The sequence below is a fragment of the Solwaraspora sp. WMMA2056 genome, assembly GCF_030345095.1.
Taxonomy (GTDB): domain Bacteria; phylum Actinomycetota; class Actinomycetes; order Mycobacteriales; family Micromonosporaceae; genus Micromonospora_E.
The window spans coordinates 161,802-177,430 of record NZ_CP128360.1 but is presented as its reverse complement, the minus strand read 5'-3'; the positions used below and the strand labels follow the sequence as shown (position 1 = coordinate 177,430).

15 protein-coding genes are annotated in these 15,629 nt (G+C 73.2%); 10 read left to right on the top strand and 5 right to left on the bottom strand.

The window, feature by feature from the left end; all coding sequences use genetic code 11:
• Positions 1–180: 180 nt before the first annotated feature.
• Both O7608_RS00860 and O7608_RS00855 read left to right on the top strand, forming a co-directional pair.
• A complete protein-coding gene (locus O7608_RS00860; protein WP_289208176.1) occupies positions 181–438 on the top strand; it encodes a hypothetical protein in 258 nt (85 codons plus the stop codon).
• Between the two features lie 20 nt (positions 439–458).
• A complete protein-coding gene (locus O7608_RS00855; RefSeq protein WP_289208175.1) occupies positions 459–716 on the top strand; it encodes a hypothetical protein in 258 nt (85 codons plus the stop codon).
• Between the two features lie 7 nt (positions 717–723).
• Here O7608_RS00855 and nagA read toward each other — a convergent pair whose 3' ends face one another.
• Genes nagA through O7608_RS00840 form a run of 3 tightly spaced genes read right to left on the bottom strand, consistent with a single transcriptional unit; the run spans position 724 to position 3,808 of the window.
• Positions 724–1,839, bottom strand: a complete 1,116-nt coding sequence (nagA, locus tag O7608_RS00850; RefSeq protein WP_289208174.1) for an N-acetylglucosamine-6-phosphate deacetylase — start codon at positions 1,837–1,839, stop codon at positions 724–726.
• Entirely contained in the window at positions 1,836–2,828 is a 993-nt protein-coding gene (locus tag O7608_RS00845; RefSeq protein ID WP_289210730.1) for an ROK family protein, read from the bottom strand. Before O7608_RS00845 ends, nagA begins: the two co-directional genes overlap by 4 nt.
• A 50-nt stretch (positions 2,829–2,878) precedes the next feature.
• Positions 2,879–3,808, bottom strand: a complete 930-nt coding sequence (locus O7608_RS00840) for an SIS domain-containing protein (protein WP_289208173.1) — start codon at positions 3,806–3,808, stop codon at positions 2,879–2,881.
• Between the two features lie 204 nt (positions 3,809–4,012).
• On the opposite strand from O7608_RS00840, the gene O7608_RS00835 reads away from it, so the two are divergent.
• The 4 genes from O7608_RS00835 (at position 4,013) to O7608_RS00820 (ending at position 7,423) form a co-directional block, all read left to right on the top strand.
• Positions 4,013–4,798: a DeoR/GlpR family DNA-binding transcription regulator gene (locus O7608_RS00835; protein WP_289210729.1), complete on the top strand. Its 786-nt coding sequence runs from the start codon at positions 4,013–4,015 to the stop codon at positions 4,796–4,798.
• Positions 4,799–4,886: 88 nt separating this feature from the next.
• Positions 4,887–5,891, top strand: coding sequence for an ABC transporter ATP-binding protein (locus O7608_RS00830; protein WP_289208172.1), 1,005 nt, complete (start codon positions 4,887–4,889; stop codon positions 5,889–5,891).
• Positions 5,891–6,901 (top strand): ABC transporter permease subunit, encoded by a 1,011-nt coding sequence (locus tag O7608_RS00825; protein ID WP_289208171.1) that lies wholly within the window; start codon positions 5,891–5,893, stop codon positions 6,899–6,901. The genes O7608_RS00830 and O7608_RS00825 overlap by 1 nt, the downstream gene beginning before the upstream one ends.
• 111 nt (positions 6,902–7,012) lie before the next feature.
• Positions 7,013–7,423 carry a DUF3263 domain-containing protein gene (locus tag O7608_RS00820; protein WP_289208170.1) on the top strand — a complete coding sequence of 137 codons (411 nt, stop codon included), beginning with the start codon at positions 7,013–7,015 and terminating at the stop codon, positions 7,421–7,423.
• A 32-nt stretch (positions 7,424–7,455) separates the two neighbouring features.
• On the opposite strand, the gene O7608_RS00815 is transcribed toward O7608_RS00820, so the two are convergent.
• Entirely contained in the window at positions 7,456–7,668 is a 213-nt protein-coding gene (locus tag O7608_RS00815) for a hypothetical protein (RefSeq protein ID WP_289208169.1), read from the bottom strand.
• Positions 7,669–7,790: 122 nt separating this feature from the next.
• On the opposite strand from O7608_RS00815, the gene O7608_RS00810 reads away from it, so the two are divergent.
• Positions 7,791–8,714, top strand: coding sequence for a protein phosphatase 2C domain-containing protein (locus O7608_RS00810; protein ID WP_289208168.1), 924 nt, complete (start codon positions 7,791–7,793; stop codon positions 8,712–8,714).
• 150 nt (positions 8,715–8,864) lie between these two features.
• Positions 8,865–9,431, top strand: a complete 567-nt coding sequence (locus O7608_RS00805) for a GNAT family N-acetyltransferase (protein ID WP_502959161.1) — start codon at positions 8,865–8,867, stop codon at positions 9,429–9,431.
• Between the two features lie 36 nt (positions 9,432–9,467).
• Here O7608_RS00805 and O7608_RS00800 read toward each other — a convergent pair whose 3' ends face one another.
• Positions 9,468–11,711 (bottom strand): AAA family ATPase, encoded by a 2,244-nt coding sequence (locus tag O7608_RS00800; protein WP_289208167.1) that lies wholly within the window; start codon positions 11,709–11,711, stop codon positions 9,468–9,470.
• Between the two features lie 100 nt (positions 11,712–11,811).
• Between O7608_RS00800 and O7608_RS00795 the strand changes: the two genes are divergently transcribed.
• Positions 11,812–14,709 carry an alpha/beta fold hydrolase gene (locus tag O7608_RS00795; RefSeq protein WP_289208166.1) on the top strand — a complete coding sequence of 966 codons (2,898 nt, stop codon included), beginning with the start codon at positions 11,812–11,814 and terminating at the stop codon, positions 14,707–14,709.
• Positions 14,709–15,611 (top strand): ABC transporter permease, encoded by a 903-nt coding sequence (locus O7608_RS00790; RefSeq protein WP_289208165.1) that lies wholly within the window; start codon positions 14,709–14,711, stop codon positions 15,609–15,611. Before O7608_RS00795 ends, O7608_RS00790 begins: the two co-directional genes overlap by 1 nt.
• Positions 15,612–15,629: the final 18 nt, after the last annotated feature.

Here is a 15,629-nt window from a genome sequence, read left to right as displayed (position 1 = left end):
AATTCGGAGGTCTGATGGTGGAGATCGGCGCGGTCGTTGGGGCGGCGCTGCTCGGCTTCTGCGCGGGGCTGTGGTCGTTCCGAGTGAAATCCAGATGGTGCCCCAACTGCGGATGCGCCACCTGGCCGATGGAACGAGGCGCCGACGGCGTGGAAAGGCCATGTGGCGACGGATGACCCGGTGAACAACCGGCTGCTCCGGACACCGGAACCGAGCCCAGGAGATGTGCTGCTGATCGGGCGGGAGGCGAGCGTCCAGTTCGCGGACGACCGCAGCATCCGATTCCGGGTGATCGCAGTGGACCGGAAGTGGACGTACGACGGCTGGATCTGGCTCACCGGCTACGTGATGGACCGCCACGGCAACGCCACGGAACGGCGCGAGATCTTCGTCCAACGACGCGGACTCCACCGACTGCCCAAACGTACCGCGACCTGACTATTGACCAAGGAGACGAAGTGATCATCGACGTACTGCGGGACTGGTGGCTGCGCTGGCTCGACTGGCGCTCCGGCCGGTCCACGGCATCCCGGCGACTGCGCGCCCTGCGGCTGCGGCAGACGACATCCGCCCAGCGTCGCCGCCTCGACGGCAACCGGGGGCACCACTGGCGATCGGAGACCACCACCCTGCTGCCGACCCTGCGCCCCCTGATGACCTACGGCCAGCAACTCGGCTATCGGCTGCCGTCCACCAGCATCCTGACCAACCGGTGACCGTGGCTCACTGCCAGACGCCGGCCCGCATCACCCGGCGTACCCGAAGGTCGTCGTCGAGCTCGACCAGGTCGGCGCGCAACCCTGGCGCGAGCGCCCCGACGCTACCGGCCAACCCGAGCAGCCGCGCCGGGGTGGTCGCCGTCATCCGTACGGCGTCAACGATGCCGATCCCGCCGGCGACCGCCCGGCGCAGCGCCGCGTCCATGGTCAACGTGCTGCCGGCGATCGAGGAGTCCCGGGTCAGCCGGGCGACCGCGTCGGTCACCGTCACCGACTGCCCGCCCAGCTCGTACCCGCCGTCGGGCATCCCGGCGGCGGCCATCGCGTCGGTGACCAGCGCGACCCGGTCGGGCCCGGCGACCGACGCCGCGAAGGTGAGCGTGCCGTCGTGCAGGTGCACCCCGTCCGCGATCAGTTCACAGGTGACCCGGTCGTCGCCGAGCAGGGCGAACACCGGACCGGGCTCGCGGTGGTGCGGCGGGCGCATCCCGTTGAACACGTGCGTACCGGCGGTGGCACCGGCGTCGATCGCCGCCCGGGTCTGGTCGTAGCTGGCGTCGGTGTGGCCGATCGCGGCGACCACTCCGGCGTCGACCAGGCGGGTGATCGCGGCGAGCGCGCCGGCCCGCTCCGGTGCCACGGTGACCATCCGGAGGGTGCCGGCGGCCAGATCGAGCAGCCCGGCCAGCTCCGCCGGCTCCGGGTCCCGCAGGTACGCCGGGTTCTGCGCGCCGCACCGTGCGACCGACAGGTACGGGCCTTCGAAGTGCAGCCCGGCGAGGGTGCCGTCGACGACCAGCGGGGCGTACGCGCGGACCGCCCGGTGCATCAGTTCGACCGGCGAGCTGACCAGGCTGGCCAGCAGGGTGGTGGTGCCGTGGGCCAGGTGGAAGGCGGCGGCCTGCCGGGCCGAGTCGGGGTCGCCGGTGGTGAAGGTGTGCCCGCCGCCGCCGTGGTTGTGGATGTCGACGAAGCCCGGCACGAGCCAGCCGGCATCGGCTGCGCTGTCGGATGCAGTCTCGGAGGTGCTGCCGATGTCGCTGATCGTCGGCCCGTCGATGGTCAGGAAGCCCTGCTCGATCACCTGATCGGGGGTGACCACCCGGCCCCGCAGCCTCACCGTGCCGGCCCTGCGCCCAGTGCCGGCCGTACGGTGTCCGGCACCCGCCGTACGGAGTCCAGCGCCAGCAGGGCGGCACCGAGGCAGCCGGCCTCGTCGCCGAGCGCCGCCCGGACCAGACGCGGCACCCGGTGGAAGGTGGCCCGCTGGCGCATCGCCGCAGCCAGCGGGGTGAGGAGCTGGTCGCCGGCTTCGGCCAGTCCGCCGCCGAGCACCACCACCGCCGGGTCGTACATCGCCTGGCCGATCAGCAGGCCGTCGGCGAGCGCGTCGACCGCCTCGGCCCACACCTGCGCGGCGACCGGGTCGCCGCTGGTCGCCCGGCGGGCCACGGCGGCGGCACCGGCCGTGTCGCCGCCGGGGGTGCCGGTCCGCTCGGCGTACCGGCGGGCCACGGCGGCGGCGGAGGCGACGGCTTCCAGGCAGCCGGTCTGGCCGCAGCCGCAGACCGGCCCGGCCGGGCGGACCACCACGTGGCCGAGTTCACCGGCGGCGCCGTGCGCCCCCGGGTAGCCGGTGCCGTCGACGATCGCGGCGGCGGCGATCCCCGTACCGACCGCGACGAACAGCACGTGCCGGCAGCCCTGACCGGCGCCGATGCGGGCCTCGGCGATCCCACCGGCGCGTACGTCGTGGCCGAGCGCCGTCGGCAGGCCGGTGCGCGCGGCCACCAGGTCCCGCAGCGGTACGTCGCGGAAGCCGACGTTGGCCGACCAGACCGCCACTCCGGTGGTCTCGTCGACGACGCCGGGTACGACGACGCCGACGCCGATCGGGACGAGTCCGTCGGCGCGGGCGGTGTCGGCCAGCGCGTCGGCGAACTCGCCGATGGTGTCGATCACGGCGGCGGGTCCCCGGGTCGCACCGGTGGGCCGCCGCTCGGTGTGCCGTACGGTCCGGTCGGCGGCGCTGACCAGGGCGGCCTTGATGCCGGTGCCGCCCACGTCGAGCGCGACGACCACCTCGGCCCCGGTGGGCGCGACGACGATCCCGGGGCCGACCGGCGCGGTGCCGGCTGGGCCGTCGGCGGGCGGTGCGTTCACGCCAGGACGACCGAGCGGGTCAGGTGTCGGGGGTTGTCCGGGTCCAGGCCACGGCTGTCGGCGAGGGCGACGGCGAACCGCTGGGCGAGGATCAGGTCGGCCATCGGGTCCAGTGGTTGCCGGCCGGCAGCCCACCGGTCGAGGATGGCGTACACCCCGTTGGTGCGGCTGTGCACGAAGGCCGCGCCGGTCGCGGCCACGTCGTCGGCCAGGTGGTCGGGGATCTCGCCGAACGCCCAGACCATCCGGTGCGGGCCGGCGACCGCGATCGGGCCGTGCCGGTAGTCCATCGCCGGGTACGCCTCCGACCAGAAGCCGGCGGCCTCCCGGCACTTCAGCGCCGCCTCGTGGGCCAGCCCGACGGTCCAGCCCCGGCCGAGGAATGTGACCTGGTCGACCAGGGCCGGGTTGATCGGCAGCGGGGCGCGGACGGTGACCTCTGCGTCGGCGGCGATCGCCGCGACGTCGGCACCGAGGTGGGCGCGGAGCAGGGCCAGCACGCTGGTGGCGAAGCGGGTCTGCACCACCGACCGTTCGTCGGCGAAGGGCAGCGCGACGACGTGGCCGGCGAGGTGGGCGGCGGGGGAGGCCGGGTCGCCGACGAGGACCGTGCTGCGGGTCGGGTCGGCGACGGCGGCGAGCAGGTCGGTGATCTCGGTGGTGGTGCCGGAGCGGCTGATCGCCAGGATGCGGTCGTAGTGTCGGCCGGTCGGGAACTCGGAGGCCTGGAAGGCGTCGGTCTCGCCGTGTCCGGCGCGTTCCCGCAGCCCGGCGTAGGCCATCGCGATGAACCAGGAGGTGCCGCAGCCGACCACCGCGACCCGCTCGCCGGCCGCCGGCAGCGCAGTGGTGGACGTGGCGGCCAGTGCGGCGGCCTGTCGCCAGCAGTCGGGTTGGCTGGCGATCTCGGCGTCGACGTACGTCATCGCCGTCCTCCCTGTTGGCCAGGGAACGCTGCGCGTTCCCGCTCGAACAGACAGCTTTTCGCGCGTCATTGTGCGCACGGCGGTGACCGGCTGGCAACAAACTTCCAAGATCGCGCAGCCGGGAGTTTTGCCCTCCGGGCGTTTCGCGCATTAGTGTGCAGCAAACTACTCACCGTCTGCGCGATCGCGGCGGAAAGGGACGGGATGGACCGGTACGCGCGGTGGAACGCCCTGCTGGAACTGCTCACCGACAGTGGGCGAATCACCGTCGAGGACGCCGCCGAGCGCCTCGACGTCTCCCAGGCGACCATCCGGCGCGACTTCGACCAGCTCGCCCAGCAGCAGATGATCACCCGTACGCGCGGTGGCGCGGTCGCCAACGGCGTCTCCTACGACCTGCCGCTGCGCTACAAGACCGCCAAGAACTCCGCCGAGAAGCAGCGCATCGGCGCGGCGGCGGCCGCCCTCGTCGCCCCCGGCATGGTGGTCGGCCTCAACGGCGGCACCACCACCACCGAGGTCGCCCGTGCCCTCGCCGTACGGCCCGATCTGAACACCAGCGCGGACGGCGCCCAACTGACCGTGGTCACCAACGCGCTGAACATCGCCAACGAGCTGCTGGTCCGTTCCCGGATGAAGATCGTCGTCGCCGGCGGAGTGGTCCGCCCGCAGTCGTTCGAACTGGTCGGACCGCTGGGCGGGGCACTGCTGCGGGAGGTCACCCTGGACGTCGCCCTGCTCGGCGTCGACGCCATCGACCCGCAGCTCGGCGCCGCCGCCCACCACGAGGGCGAGGCGTCGATGAACGCCCTGATGGTGGCGCGGGCCAAACGTGTCGTGATCATCGCCGACGCGACCAAACTCGGCGGGCACGCATTCGCCCGGATCTGCCCGATCGAGCGGGTGTCGACGCTGGTCACCGACTCCGGCGCGGACCCGCGTACCGTCGCCGCGTTCCGTGAACTCGGCCTGACGGTGGTCACTGCCTGAATCCGGCCTGACGGTGGTCACCGCCTGAGCCCGGATCGGCGTATGGTGTGCGCTGTCCGGACGGCGGGCACACGGAGGAGGACGGCCGATGGCTGCCGTACTGGAGATATCCGGGCTGCGCAAGACGTACCGCAGCCGTCGCGGCGGGGTCCGCCACGCCCTCGACGGCTTCGACATGCGGGTCGAGGCCGGCCAGGTGCACGGCTTCCTCGGCCCGAACGGCTCCGGCAAGACCACCACCCTGCGGACGCTGCTCGGCCTGGTCGCCGCCAACGACGGCCGGATGCAGGTCCTCGGTCGGTCGGTGCCCGAACACCTGCCCGAGGTGACCCGCCGGGTCGGCGCCATCGTGGAGAGCCCGCAGTTCTTCCCGCACTTCACCGCCCGCGACACGCTGTCGCTGCTGGCCCAGGCCGGTGAGGTGGCGCCGCAGCGGGTGCCCGCCGTCCTGGAGCTGGTCGGTCTCGCCGACCGGGCCGGTGACCGGGTCCGGACCTACTCCCTCGGCATGCGTCAGCGCCTCGCCGTGGCCTCGGCGCTGCTCAAGGAGCCGGAGCTGCTGATCCTCGACGAGCCGGCCAACGGGCTCGACCCGGCCGGCATCCGCGAGATGCGCACCCTGATGCGCGACCTGGTGGCCAGCGGCACCACGGTGGTGCTGTCCAGCCACATCCTCGGCGAGATCCAACTCATCTGCGACTCGGTCACCATCATCGCCCGGGGCCGGCGGGTCACCGCCGGGCCGGTCGCCGAGGTGCTGGCCGCGCACTCCGGCGGCGGCCTGCGGGTACGCCTGCCGGCCGCCACCGACCTGCCGGCGGCCGAGGCGGCCCTCACGGCTGAGGTGGCCCGCACGGCCGCAGCGCCGCCGGGCGTGGGCGGCGCGGCCTCGTCGGGCGTGGGCGGCGCGGCACCGGTCACCGTCGCCCGCCACCCAGACCACCTGCTGGTGTACGGAGTGAGCGCACCCGAGTGGGTGACCCGTACGTTGGCCGCCGCCGACCTGTACGTCAGCGAACTGGCCCCGGTCACCGCGGACCTGGAAAGTGTCTTCCTGGAGTTGACCGGCGACGGCGAAGCGGGAGCAGTGTGATGGGGCTGTACCGGGCGGAACTACGTCGCCTCGTCAAGCGGCGCTTCGTCCGCTACCTCACCCTCGCCGCCCTGCTGGTCCTCGCCACGGTCGTCGTCGCGACGTTCCTGCAGAACCAGAGGGTCGGACCGACCGCGCTGGCGCAGGCCGAGCGCACCGCTGAGCAGGAGTTCCGGGCCGCCGTCGAGTGGACCGAGCAGTGGCAGGCCGAGTGTGAACGCAGCCACGCCTCCGGCTCACCCGATCTCAACCAGTTCCCGCCGGACTGCGCCGACATCGGCCTGCCCACCCGGGACTCGTTCCCGGCCGTGAACTACCTCCCGATCACCTTCATCTTCGCCGACGAGTTCCCGGCGACCCTCTACACCGTTACCAGCCTGCTGTTTCTGGTGTTCTTCGCCGCCGGTGCCTCGTTCGTCGGCGCCGAGTGGAGCAGCGGCGCGATGATGAACCTGCTGCTCTGGCGACCGCAGCGGCTGCGGGTGCTGTTCACCAAGCTGGCCGCGCTGCTGACCGGCGTCGTGGCGGTTACCGTGCCGGCGGTGCTGCTGTGGACGGTCGCGCACTGGATGATCGGCGCGCTGCGCGGGTCGACCGACGGGGTGACCGCCGGACACTGGCAGTCGTTCGCCCTGGCCGACCTGCGGGTGGTGGTCCTGGTCGTCGCGGCGGCGGCGGTCGGCTTCGGACTGGCCGCGATCGGCCGGCACACCGCGTTGGCCCTCGGCGGGGTGCTCGGCGTACTGGTGCTGGGGCAGTCGGCGTTGAGCTTCCTCGCCGAGGTCGTGGACGCCCGCTATCCGGAGGCGTGGTTGCTGCCGGTCTACTGGATCGCCTGGATGGATTCGTCCGTCAAGCTGATCGACTACGGGGCATGCGCGGGTGCTCCGGCCTGCGTACCGCCGACGACGGAACTCACCTGGGTGCACACCGGTGCGCTGATGGCGGTCGTGGTGGCGCTGGTGCTGACGGTGGCGGCCTGGACGATGCGCCGGCGCGACATCACCTGACATCACCCGAGCCGCCGGCGCGGTGCCGGCCATCATGCCTGTGCGGTGCCGGCCGACACATCGGCCGGTGCGTTTGATGCGGGCCGGCAGGTCGGCGATTACCCTGGTGAGGTGCCGGCTGCTGACGAGTCCCGGACCGGACCCGGGCCGGGTGCGGTGCCCCAGACATCGACGAACGTTCCCCGGCAGCGGGTCGACCCGGACGCCGACCCGGACACTGGTCCGGGCACCGGTCCGGACGTCGAGTCCGACCTCGACGCGGCACCGGCCGAGCCGGTGCCGGCCGCGTCCGCCTCGTTGACCGAGCGCGAACAGCGGATTCTCGACTTCGAACGCCAGTGGTGGAAGCACGCCGGTGCCAAGGAACAGTCGATCCGGGACACCTTCGGGCTCTCCGCGACCCGCTACTACCAGCTGCTGCACCAACTGCTGGACAACCCGGCGGCGTTGGCGGCGGAGCCGGTGCTGGTGGCCCGGCTCCGGCGGCTGCGGGCCGCGCGGTCGCGGGCCCGCCGCCGCTGAAGCGGAGCCTACTTCCGGTTCCTCTCCGGACCTTACTTCTCGTACATCTTCAGCCCGTTGCCGAGGGCGATGAAGGTGGGTGCCCACTCGCCGACGAAGATGCCCCACCGGTCGGCCCGCTCGATCCCGGCCGCCTCGAACTTCTTGGACAGCACCCAGCTGGTGAACGACAGCGCGATGCTGGCGATGCCGGCGGCGTACATGTGTTCGGCCCGCAGGCCCTTCTCGTGCAGTTGCTGCAACATTTCGCTGCCCCCCTGTGTCCCCCGGGGTCGAGGCCGACCGCCGCGCGGCCCGCGATCCTCGACACCCGCCTACCGGTCAAGCTACCTTCGGTAGTCGAACGGATGCCTAGAGTTAGTGGGAGATGCTCAGGGTGATTCCCGCCGTGCCGACCATGCGGGTGGACGCCTGCTCGGTCGCCGCTCCCGGTCAACCGGACAACGAGGACCAGACACTGCAGTACGGCGACCTGGTGGCGGTCCTGGACGGTGCCACCGCACCGGCCGGCTTCGACACCGGCTGTCGGCACGGACCCGCCTGGTACGTGCGCAGACTCACCGCCCGGCTCACCCTCGCCGCCGCGACCGCACCGGCCGACCCGCTGGCCGCCCTGCTCGCCGAGGCCGTCCGGGCGGTACGCGGCGACCACGACGGCGACTGCGACCTGGGCCACCCCGGCACTCCGTCGTCGACCGTGTGCCTGCTGCGCCGCACCTCCGGACACCTCGACTACCTGGTGCTCTGCGACAGCCCACTGATCGTCGACGTCGCCGGCCAGGTCGGGGTGGTGGCCGACGACCGGCTCGCCGCCACCATGGACCGGCTCTGGCAGCGTGAGCCACCCGCCACCGACACCCGACAGGAGGCCGACTACCGCCGGGCCGTCCAGTGGCAGCGGCAGCACACCAACACCCCGGACGGCTACTGGGTGGCGGCCGCCGATCCGGCCGCCGCCGACCGGGCGCTGTCCGGCACTCTTCCGCTGACCGGGCCGGGCCGGGTCCGGCGGGCGGCCCTGCTCACCGACGGCGCAACCCGGGCGGTCGACCTGTTCGGACTCGTCGACTGGCCCGGACTGCTGGACCTGCTGGCGACCGCCGGGCCGGCCGAACTGATCCGCCGGGTGCGCGCCGCCGAGGCCGGCGGTGACAGCAGTGCCGGCGGTGACGGCAGTGCCGGCGGTGACGGCCACGGCGGGTCCGACAGCACTGTGAGCCCGGCGACAGTGCCCGGCCACAAGCGGCACGACGACGCCACCGCCGTATTTTGCCTTTTCGATGGCGGGTGATGCCGATCGTCGATCCCTGCTGAGCTGGAACAACTGGCCGACGCGGTGATGCTGGACGGACGCCGGGCCCGGAACGGGCGTTTCACCACCACCGGCGCTGAGCAAATAACCCGTACAGGGGCCAGAAGCTGGGTAGGTGGGAGGTGCGGAATGAGTAAGGCGGAGCCGGCACCGGCCTGGAAGACTACCGCCGTGCGGCATGACGTGCGGTTGACCCCGATGAGCGACGACCTGGTGGAACCGTTGCTCTCCGCCGCCGTGGCCGAGGCCGAGCCGGGCGAGGTGATGCCCCCGGTGCCGGGGCCGGCGGGTTGGACCGCCGCCCGCCGCGACGCGTTCCGCGAGTTCCACCGTGCCCACTTCGGCGGTGGCCACTTCGGGCCCGCCGGCACCATCATGTACGCCGTCACCCTCGGCGGCGACGTGGTCGGCGGCGTCCGGCTCACCCGGCTCGACGCCCCGTCCGGTGTCGTGGAGACCGGAATCTGGCTCGGTCGCTCCGCGCGTGGCCGGGGCATCGGTGCCGCCGCGCTGCGGGCGGTGCTCGACGAGGCGGTGCGTCTCGGTGCCCAACTGGTCGTCGCCCGGACCACTCCGGCCAACCGGGCCGCGATCAACCTGCTGCGCCGCTGCGGCGCGATCATCCAGGTCGAGCAGGGTCAGGTGCGGGCCCGGTTCTGGCTGGACGAAGCGTTCAGCACGGACTTAGCCGGCTGACGTTCGACCCACTGCGGGGTCGTGGACGAAACCCGCTCACCGCTGGGACTGCTGGTCGGCGTACGCGGCCAGCCAGGCGACCTGCGCCGGATCCAGCGACGGCCGGATTCGTTCCCGGGCCGTCGCGACGTGCGCGGCCGTCACCGACGACGCCTCCAACGACTCCCGCATCGCGGCCAGCGCCGCCTCGCGGATCAGCGCGGCGCAGTCCGCCGCCGAGAATCCGTCCAGCGACGCGGCCAACTCGGCCAGGTCGACGTCCTCGGCCAGCGGTACCGACTTCGCCGACGCCTTGAGGATCTCCACCCGGGCCTCGCCGTCCGGCGGCGGCACGTACACCAACCGCTCCAGCCGGCCCGGCCGCAGCAGCGCCGGATCGACCAGGTCGGGGCGGTTCGTCGCGCCGACCACCACCACGTTGCGCAGCGCCTCGACCCCGTCCAACTCGGTCAGCAGGGCCGCCACCACCCGGTCGGTGGTGCCGCCGTCGGACGCCTGCCCCCGGACCGGGGCGAGGGCGTCCACCTCGTCGAGGAAGACCAGCGTCGGCGCCGCCTGCCGGGCCCGACGGAACAGCTCCCGGACCGCCCGTTCGCTCTCGCCGACCCATTTGGACAACAGTTCGGCACCCTTGACCGACAACACGTTCGCCTTGCCGGTGCCGGCCAGCGCGGTCACCAGGAACGTCTTGCCGCAACCCGGCGGGCCGTACAACAGCACCCCGCGCGGCGGCTGCACCCCCAGCCGGGCGAACGTGTCCGGGTAGGTCAGCGGCCACAGCACCGACTCGGTCAGCATCTGCTTGACCTCGACCATGTCACCGACGTCGTCCAACGTGACCTGGGCCAGCTCCAGCGTGGAGGTGGCCATCGACGTCGGCCGGACCACCTCCAGGGCCGCCTCGACGTCGTCGGCCGCGACCAGCGGCGCGTCCGCCGTCTTCTGCCGCAACGCCGCCCGTACCCCGGCCTCGCGGACCAGCGCGGCGAGGTCGGCGGCGACGAAACCAGGGGTACGCGCGGCGACGTCGTCCAGCCGGACGTCCTCGGCCAACGGCATGCCCCGGGTCAGCACGGTCAACTGCTCCCGGCGCATCGCGGTGTCCGGCAACGGCACCGCGATCTGCACCGCCAACAGGTCCGGCCCGCGTAGGCCCGGATCCAGCGCCTCCGGGTGACTGGTGGTGCAGACCACGGCCGCGCCGGCGGCCACCGTCTCGGCCAGCAACTGGCGGAACACCGTGGACACCGGTCCGGGTTCGTCGCGCGGGGCCAACGCGTCCACGTCCGAGATGAGCAGGACCGCCGGGTCACCCCGGCGGACCGACTCGGCCGCGCGACGCAGCCGCTGCGCCGCCGCGTCGTTGGTCAGTGCCGCGACCTCCGGCGCCCAGAGCGCCTCGACCCGGGCGTCCAGGGTGGCGGCGACCGCGCGGACCAGCGCCGACTTGCCGGATCCGGCCGGCCCGCTGAGCAGTACGCCGAGCGACACGGTGGTGCCCAACCGGGTCAGCACCTCGCGGTGGTGGAAGCCCAGGTCGAGCAGTTCGGTCAGCTCGTCGGCCTGGGCGCGCAGGCCGGGCAGGTCGTCCAGCTGCGGCAGCGGCTCGTCGACGAAGTCCGCCGCCGGTGGCTGCGCCACCGCACCGACCGGGCGTACCTCCTCGCCGGTCGAGCCGTGGGTGACCGGTCCGTGCCGCCAGCCGACCACGGTGTCCATGGTGACCAGCACCGCGTCTCCGGCAACCGGTGCCGTCCCGGCTGGTTCGGCCGAGGCCACCGTGAGCAGGGTGCTGGTCCAGGCGTACCCGACGACGTTGGCCAGGCTGCGCCGGGCCGCCTCGAGCAGGCCCCGGTGCGCGACGTCGGAGAAGACGTCCTGCGGCAGCAGCGACACGTTGTCGCCGGCGGTGACGACCTTGCCGAGCAACGCCAGGCGCAGCATCTCCGGGCTGACGACGGCGACGATCTCCGCCGGCCCGTCCAGCGTCACCCGCTGGGCGGCCACCTGCGGTACGGGGGTGACCGTCACCTGGCCGCCGTCGCGCAACCCCAGGTTGCCCAGGGTCAGGTCGTCGGCGTACAGCAGGGCCCGGCTCGCGCCGGCCTCGGCGCGGGCGGCGACCCCGGCGGTGCTGCGTCGCCCGGTCAGCCGGACCGGCGTGCCAGCGGTGATGCCCAGCGCGGCCAGTACCTCCGGGTGCAGTCGGACGATGCCCCGGCGGGCGTCCAGCGCCGCAGGTCGCAGGCTCGCGGTCAGGGTCAGTTCACGGTCGGCCACCGCCCGAGACTAGCCGCCGTGCGCCGCCCGGCGACGGCCGGCGCACCTGAGCTGAGAGGGTTCACAGGTTGGCGGCGGGCGGGCACCGTACGGTTTGCTCATGCCGACTCCGATGTCCGCGCGGCTGCGCCGTGCCCTGCCCCGGCCCTACCAGCGGCGGCTGGCCGGCGGGCTGCTCGCGGTCGCCGTCGTCGCCGCCGTGGTGACCTGGGCGGTCTGGCCGGAGTCGGTGCCGTACACCACCGCCGAGCAACGGATCACGGTGCTCTCCGGCCCGGACGGTGACCAGCCGGTCGACCTCGACACCACGTTCTACCTGCCGAAGTCGGCGTCGGCGGCGCAGCCGGTGCCGGCGGTGCTGCTCGCGCACGGCTTCGGCGGCTCCAAGCAGACGGTCGCCGCCGACGCCGAGGAGCTGGCCGCCCTCGGGTACGCGGTGCTGGCGTACACCGCCCGGGGGTTCGGCGCCAGCGGTGGCCAGATCCACCTGAACAACCCCGACTACGAGGTCCGGGACGCGTCCCGGCTGCTCGACTGGTTGGCGTCGCGCCCCGAGGTGCGCACCGACGCCGACGGGGATCCGCAGGTCGGCGTCGTCGGTGGCTCGTACGGCGGCGCGCTGGCGTTGCTGCTGGCCGCTGCGGACGACCGGGTCGACGCGATCGTGCCGATGATCACCTGGAACGACCTGGCCGGGTCGTTCCTGCCGGAAGCCACCGGCGCGGACCCGGTGGACGGGGTGTTCAAGAAGGGCTGGGCCGGGCTGTTCTTCGGCAGCGGCGGGGTCAGCGCGGGCGGTCCGGGGATGCCGATCGGCGCGGGACAACCAGCCCCCGATCCAGGCACCGATCCAGGCACCGATCCAGGTGCCGACCAAGGCACCGCCCCGGGCACCGGTCCGGGCGACCCGACGGTGGACCCGACGGTGGACCCGGTGGCCGGCGGGGTGGCCTGCGGGCGGTTCGCCGCCGAGGTCTGCGCCGCCTACCTGCAGATCGCCACCACCGGCCGGGGCACCCCGGAGGCGGTGGCGCTGCTCGACCAGGCCAGCCCGGACCGCGTACTGGACCGGGTCACCGCGCCGACCCTGCTGATCCAGGGCGGTGCCGACACCCTGTTCCCGCTCGCCGAGGCCGACGCCAACGCCCGGGGAATCGCCGCGAACGGCACTCCGGTGCGGGTCGCCTGGTACACCGGCGGGCACGACGGCGGGGCCGGCCCGCTCAACGACCAGGACCGGGTCAAGTTCCTCACCGCCGGCTGGCTCGACCACTACGTGGCCGGTGCAGGGGCCGCCCCCGACGACAGTTTCACCTGGTCGCGGGTTGCCGGCTTCGACGCGATGGACCGGGGCCTGGTGGCCACCGGCTACCGGATCGCCGACTACCCGGGCACCGCCGGCACCGACCGGACGAGCGTCGAGGTCACCGGGCCGGCACGGCCGGTCGCGAACCCGCCGGCCGGCAACCCGGCGGCGATCTCGTCGCTGCCGTTGGCCGGCGGCCTGGCCGGCCTGCTCGGCGGGGTGGTCAGCGAACTGCCCGGCCAGCACACCCACTTCGACTCGGCACCGCTGGCCGACCCGGTCGAGGTGGTCGGTGCGCCGACCGTGACCATCCGGGCCGCGTCGCCGACCGGCGAGGCGGTGCTGTTCGTCAAGCTGTACGACGTCGACCCGGACGGCACGATGAGCCTGCCCAGCGGGCTGGTCGCCCCGGTACGGCTGACCGGCCTGCCGGCGGACGTCGCGCAGGCGCAACCGGTCGAGGTGACCCTGCCGGCGATCGTGCACCGGTTCGAGGCCGGCAACCGGCTGCGGATCGTGGTCGCCACCTCCGACCAGGCGTACGCCACGCCGGTCGAACCGACCGTCTACACCGTCGGGATCGGGTCCGCCGACGCCGCGCCGGTGACCCTGCCGCAGGTGGCCGGTGAGCCGATCGCCACCTCGGCGGCGCTGTGGCGCTGGGTGCTCGCCGGGCTGGTCGCGGCGATCGTGATCGGGCTGGTCGTGGTCGTCACCGTCGTGCGGCTACGCCAGCGCCGGGCCGACCACACGGTGGTCGCCGCGCACGCCCAGACCCCGCTGGTGGTACGTGACCTGCGCAAGGAGTACGCCGACGGGTTCGTCGCCGTCGAACGGGTCGACTTCACCGTCGAACGTGGTCAGGTCGTCGGCCTGCTCGGGCCCAACGGCGCCGGCAAGACCACCACCCTGCGGGTGCTGATGGGGCTGACCCAGCCGACCACCGGCGAGATCCTGGTCTTCGGTCACCGGCTGGTGCCGGGCGCGCCGGTGCTGTCGAGGATCGGGTCGCTGGTCGAAGGGCCCGGGTTCCTGCCGCACCTGTCCGGCATCGAGAACCTGCGGGCGTACTGGCGGGCCACCGGACGCCCGGCGGCGGACGCGCATTTCGACGAGGCCCTGGAGATCGCCGGCCTCGGGGATTCGGTGCACCGCAGGATCCGCAACTACAGCCACGGCATGCGGCAGCGGCTCGCCATCGCCCAGGCGATGCTGGGCCTGCCGGAGCTGCTGGTGCTCGACGAACCCACCGACGGGCTCGATCCGCCGCAGATCGCCGAGATGCGCCGGGTGCTCAAGCGTTACGCCACCGGCGGGCGTGCGGTGCTGGTCTCCAGCCACCTGCTGGCCGAGGTCGAGCAGACCTGCACCCACGCGGTGGTGGTCAACAAGGGCCGGATCGTGGCCGCCGGGCCGGTCGACGAGATCGTCGGTGACTCGCCGAGCGTGCAGTTCGACGTCTCCGACGTGGCCGCCGCCGAAGCGGTGCTCGACCGGCTGCCGGGCGTACGGGCCGTCGCCGCCGACAACGGCGGGCTCATCGTCGACGTCGACGGCACCGCCCGCAGCGAGGTCGTGGCCGAACTGGTCCGGGCCGGCGTCGCGGTGGACCGGGTGGTGCCGCGTCGCCGGCTGGAAGACGCCTTCCTCGCCCTGGTCGGCGAGAACTCACGGGGGAGCGGGGACCGCTGATGAACACTGTGGAATCGCCGGACGTGCGCCAGCCGGACCGGGCGGCGCAGCGCTCCGGCGCCGCCGCCGGCTACCGGGCCCGCGTCACCTTGCCGTTGTGGGCCGAGGTACGTCGACAGGCGTCGCGCCGACGTACCCAGTTGACGCTGGGCTTCATGGCACTGCTGCCGTTGATCGTGCTGGTCGCCTTCGAGTTCGACGACGGCGACGACGACAACGGCGGCGGTGAGTTCGCCAGCCTGGTCGAGTTGGCCACCTCCGGCGGGCTGAACTTCACCCTGTTCACCATTTTCGTGTCGTCGTCGTTCCTGCTGGTGGTGGCGGTTGCGTTGTTCTGCGGGGACACCGTGGCCAGCGAGGCGAGCTGGGGGAGCCTGCGGTACCTGCTGGCCGTACCGGTGCCCCGGGCCCGGCTGTTGACGGTGAAGCTGGTCGTCGCGCTGGCGTACTCGGGGTTGTCACTGCTGGTCCTGGCCGCGACCGCGTTGCTGGTCGGCACCGTCCGGTACGGCTGGTCGCCGCTGCGCTCGACGGTGGCCGCCGAGATCCCCGCCGGGGAAGGGCTGCTGCGGCTGCTGGGCATCGTCGGCTACCTGGCGGTGGTGCTGCTGATCGTGGCGTCGTTGGCGTTCCTGCTGTCGGTGTCGACCGACGCGGCGCTCGGCGCGGTCGGCGGCGCGGTGCTGCTGTGGATCCTGTCCAGCATCCTGGACCAGATCACCGCGCTCGGGGTGCTGCGGGACTTCCTGCCGACCCATTTCAGCACCGCCTGGCTGGGGTTGCTGTCGACGCCGACGCAGACCGACGACATCGTCAAGGGCTGCGTGTCGGCGTTGGCGTACGCCACGGTCTTCCTGTCGGTGGCCTACTGGCGGTTCACCCGTAAGGACGTCACGTCCTGACCGGTGAGGGGCGGTGCC

Coding starts and splice junctions, on each gene's coding strand:
- O7608_RS00840 (WP_289208173.1), bottom strand. CDS start 3,808: ATGACGTACGTCGACGCCGAGATCGCCAGCCAACCCGACTGCTGGCGA.
- O7608_RS00835 (WP_289210729.1), top strand. CDS start 4,013: ATGGACCGGTACGCGCGGTGGAACGCCCTGCTGGAACTGCTCACCGAC.
- O7608_RS00830 (WP_289208172.1), top strand. CDS start 4,887: ATGGCTGCCGTACTGGAGATATCCGGGCTGCGCAAGACGTACCGCAGC.
- O7608_RS00825 (WP_289208171.1), top strand. CDS start 5,891: ATGGGGCTGTACCGGGCGGAACTACGTCGCCTCGTCAAGCGGCGCTTC.
- O7608_RS00815 (WP_289208169.1), bottom strand. CDS start 7,668: ATGTTGCAGCAACTGCACGAGAAGGGCCTGCGGGCCGAACACATGTAC.
- O7608_RS00810 (WP_289208168.1), top strand. CDS start 7,791: ATGCTCAGGGTGATTCCCGCCGTGCCGACCATGCGGGTGGACGCCTGC.
- O7608_RS00805 (WP_502959161.1), top strand. CDS start 8,865: ATGAGTAAGGCGGAGCCGGCACCGGCCTGGAAGACTACCGCCGTGCGG.
- O7608_RS00795 (WP_289208166.1), top strand. CDS start 11,812: ATGCCGACTCCGATGTCCGCGCGGCTGCGCCGTGCCCTGCCCCGGCCC.
- O7608_RS00790 (WP_289208165.1), top strand. CDS start 14,709: ATGAACACTGTGGAATCGCCGGACGTGCGCCAGCCGGACCGGGCGGCG.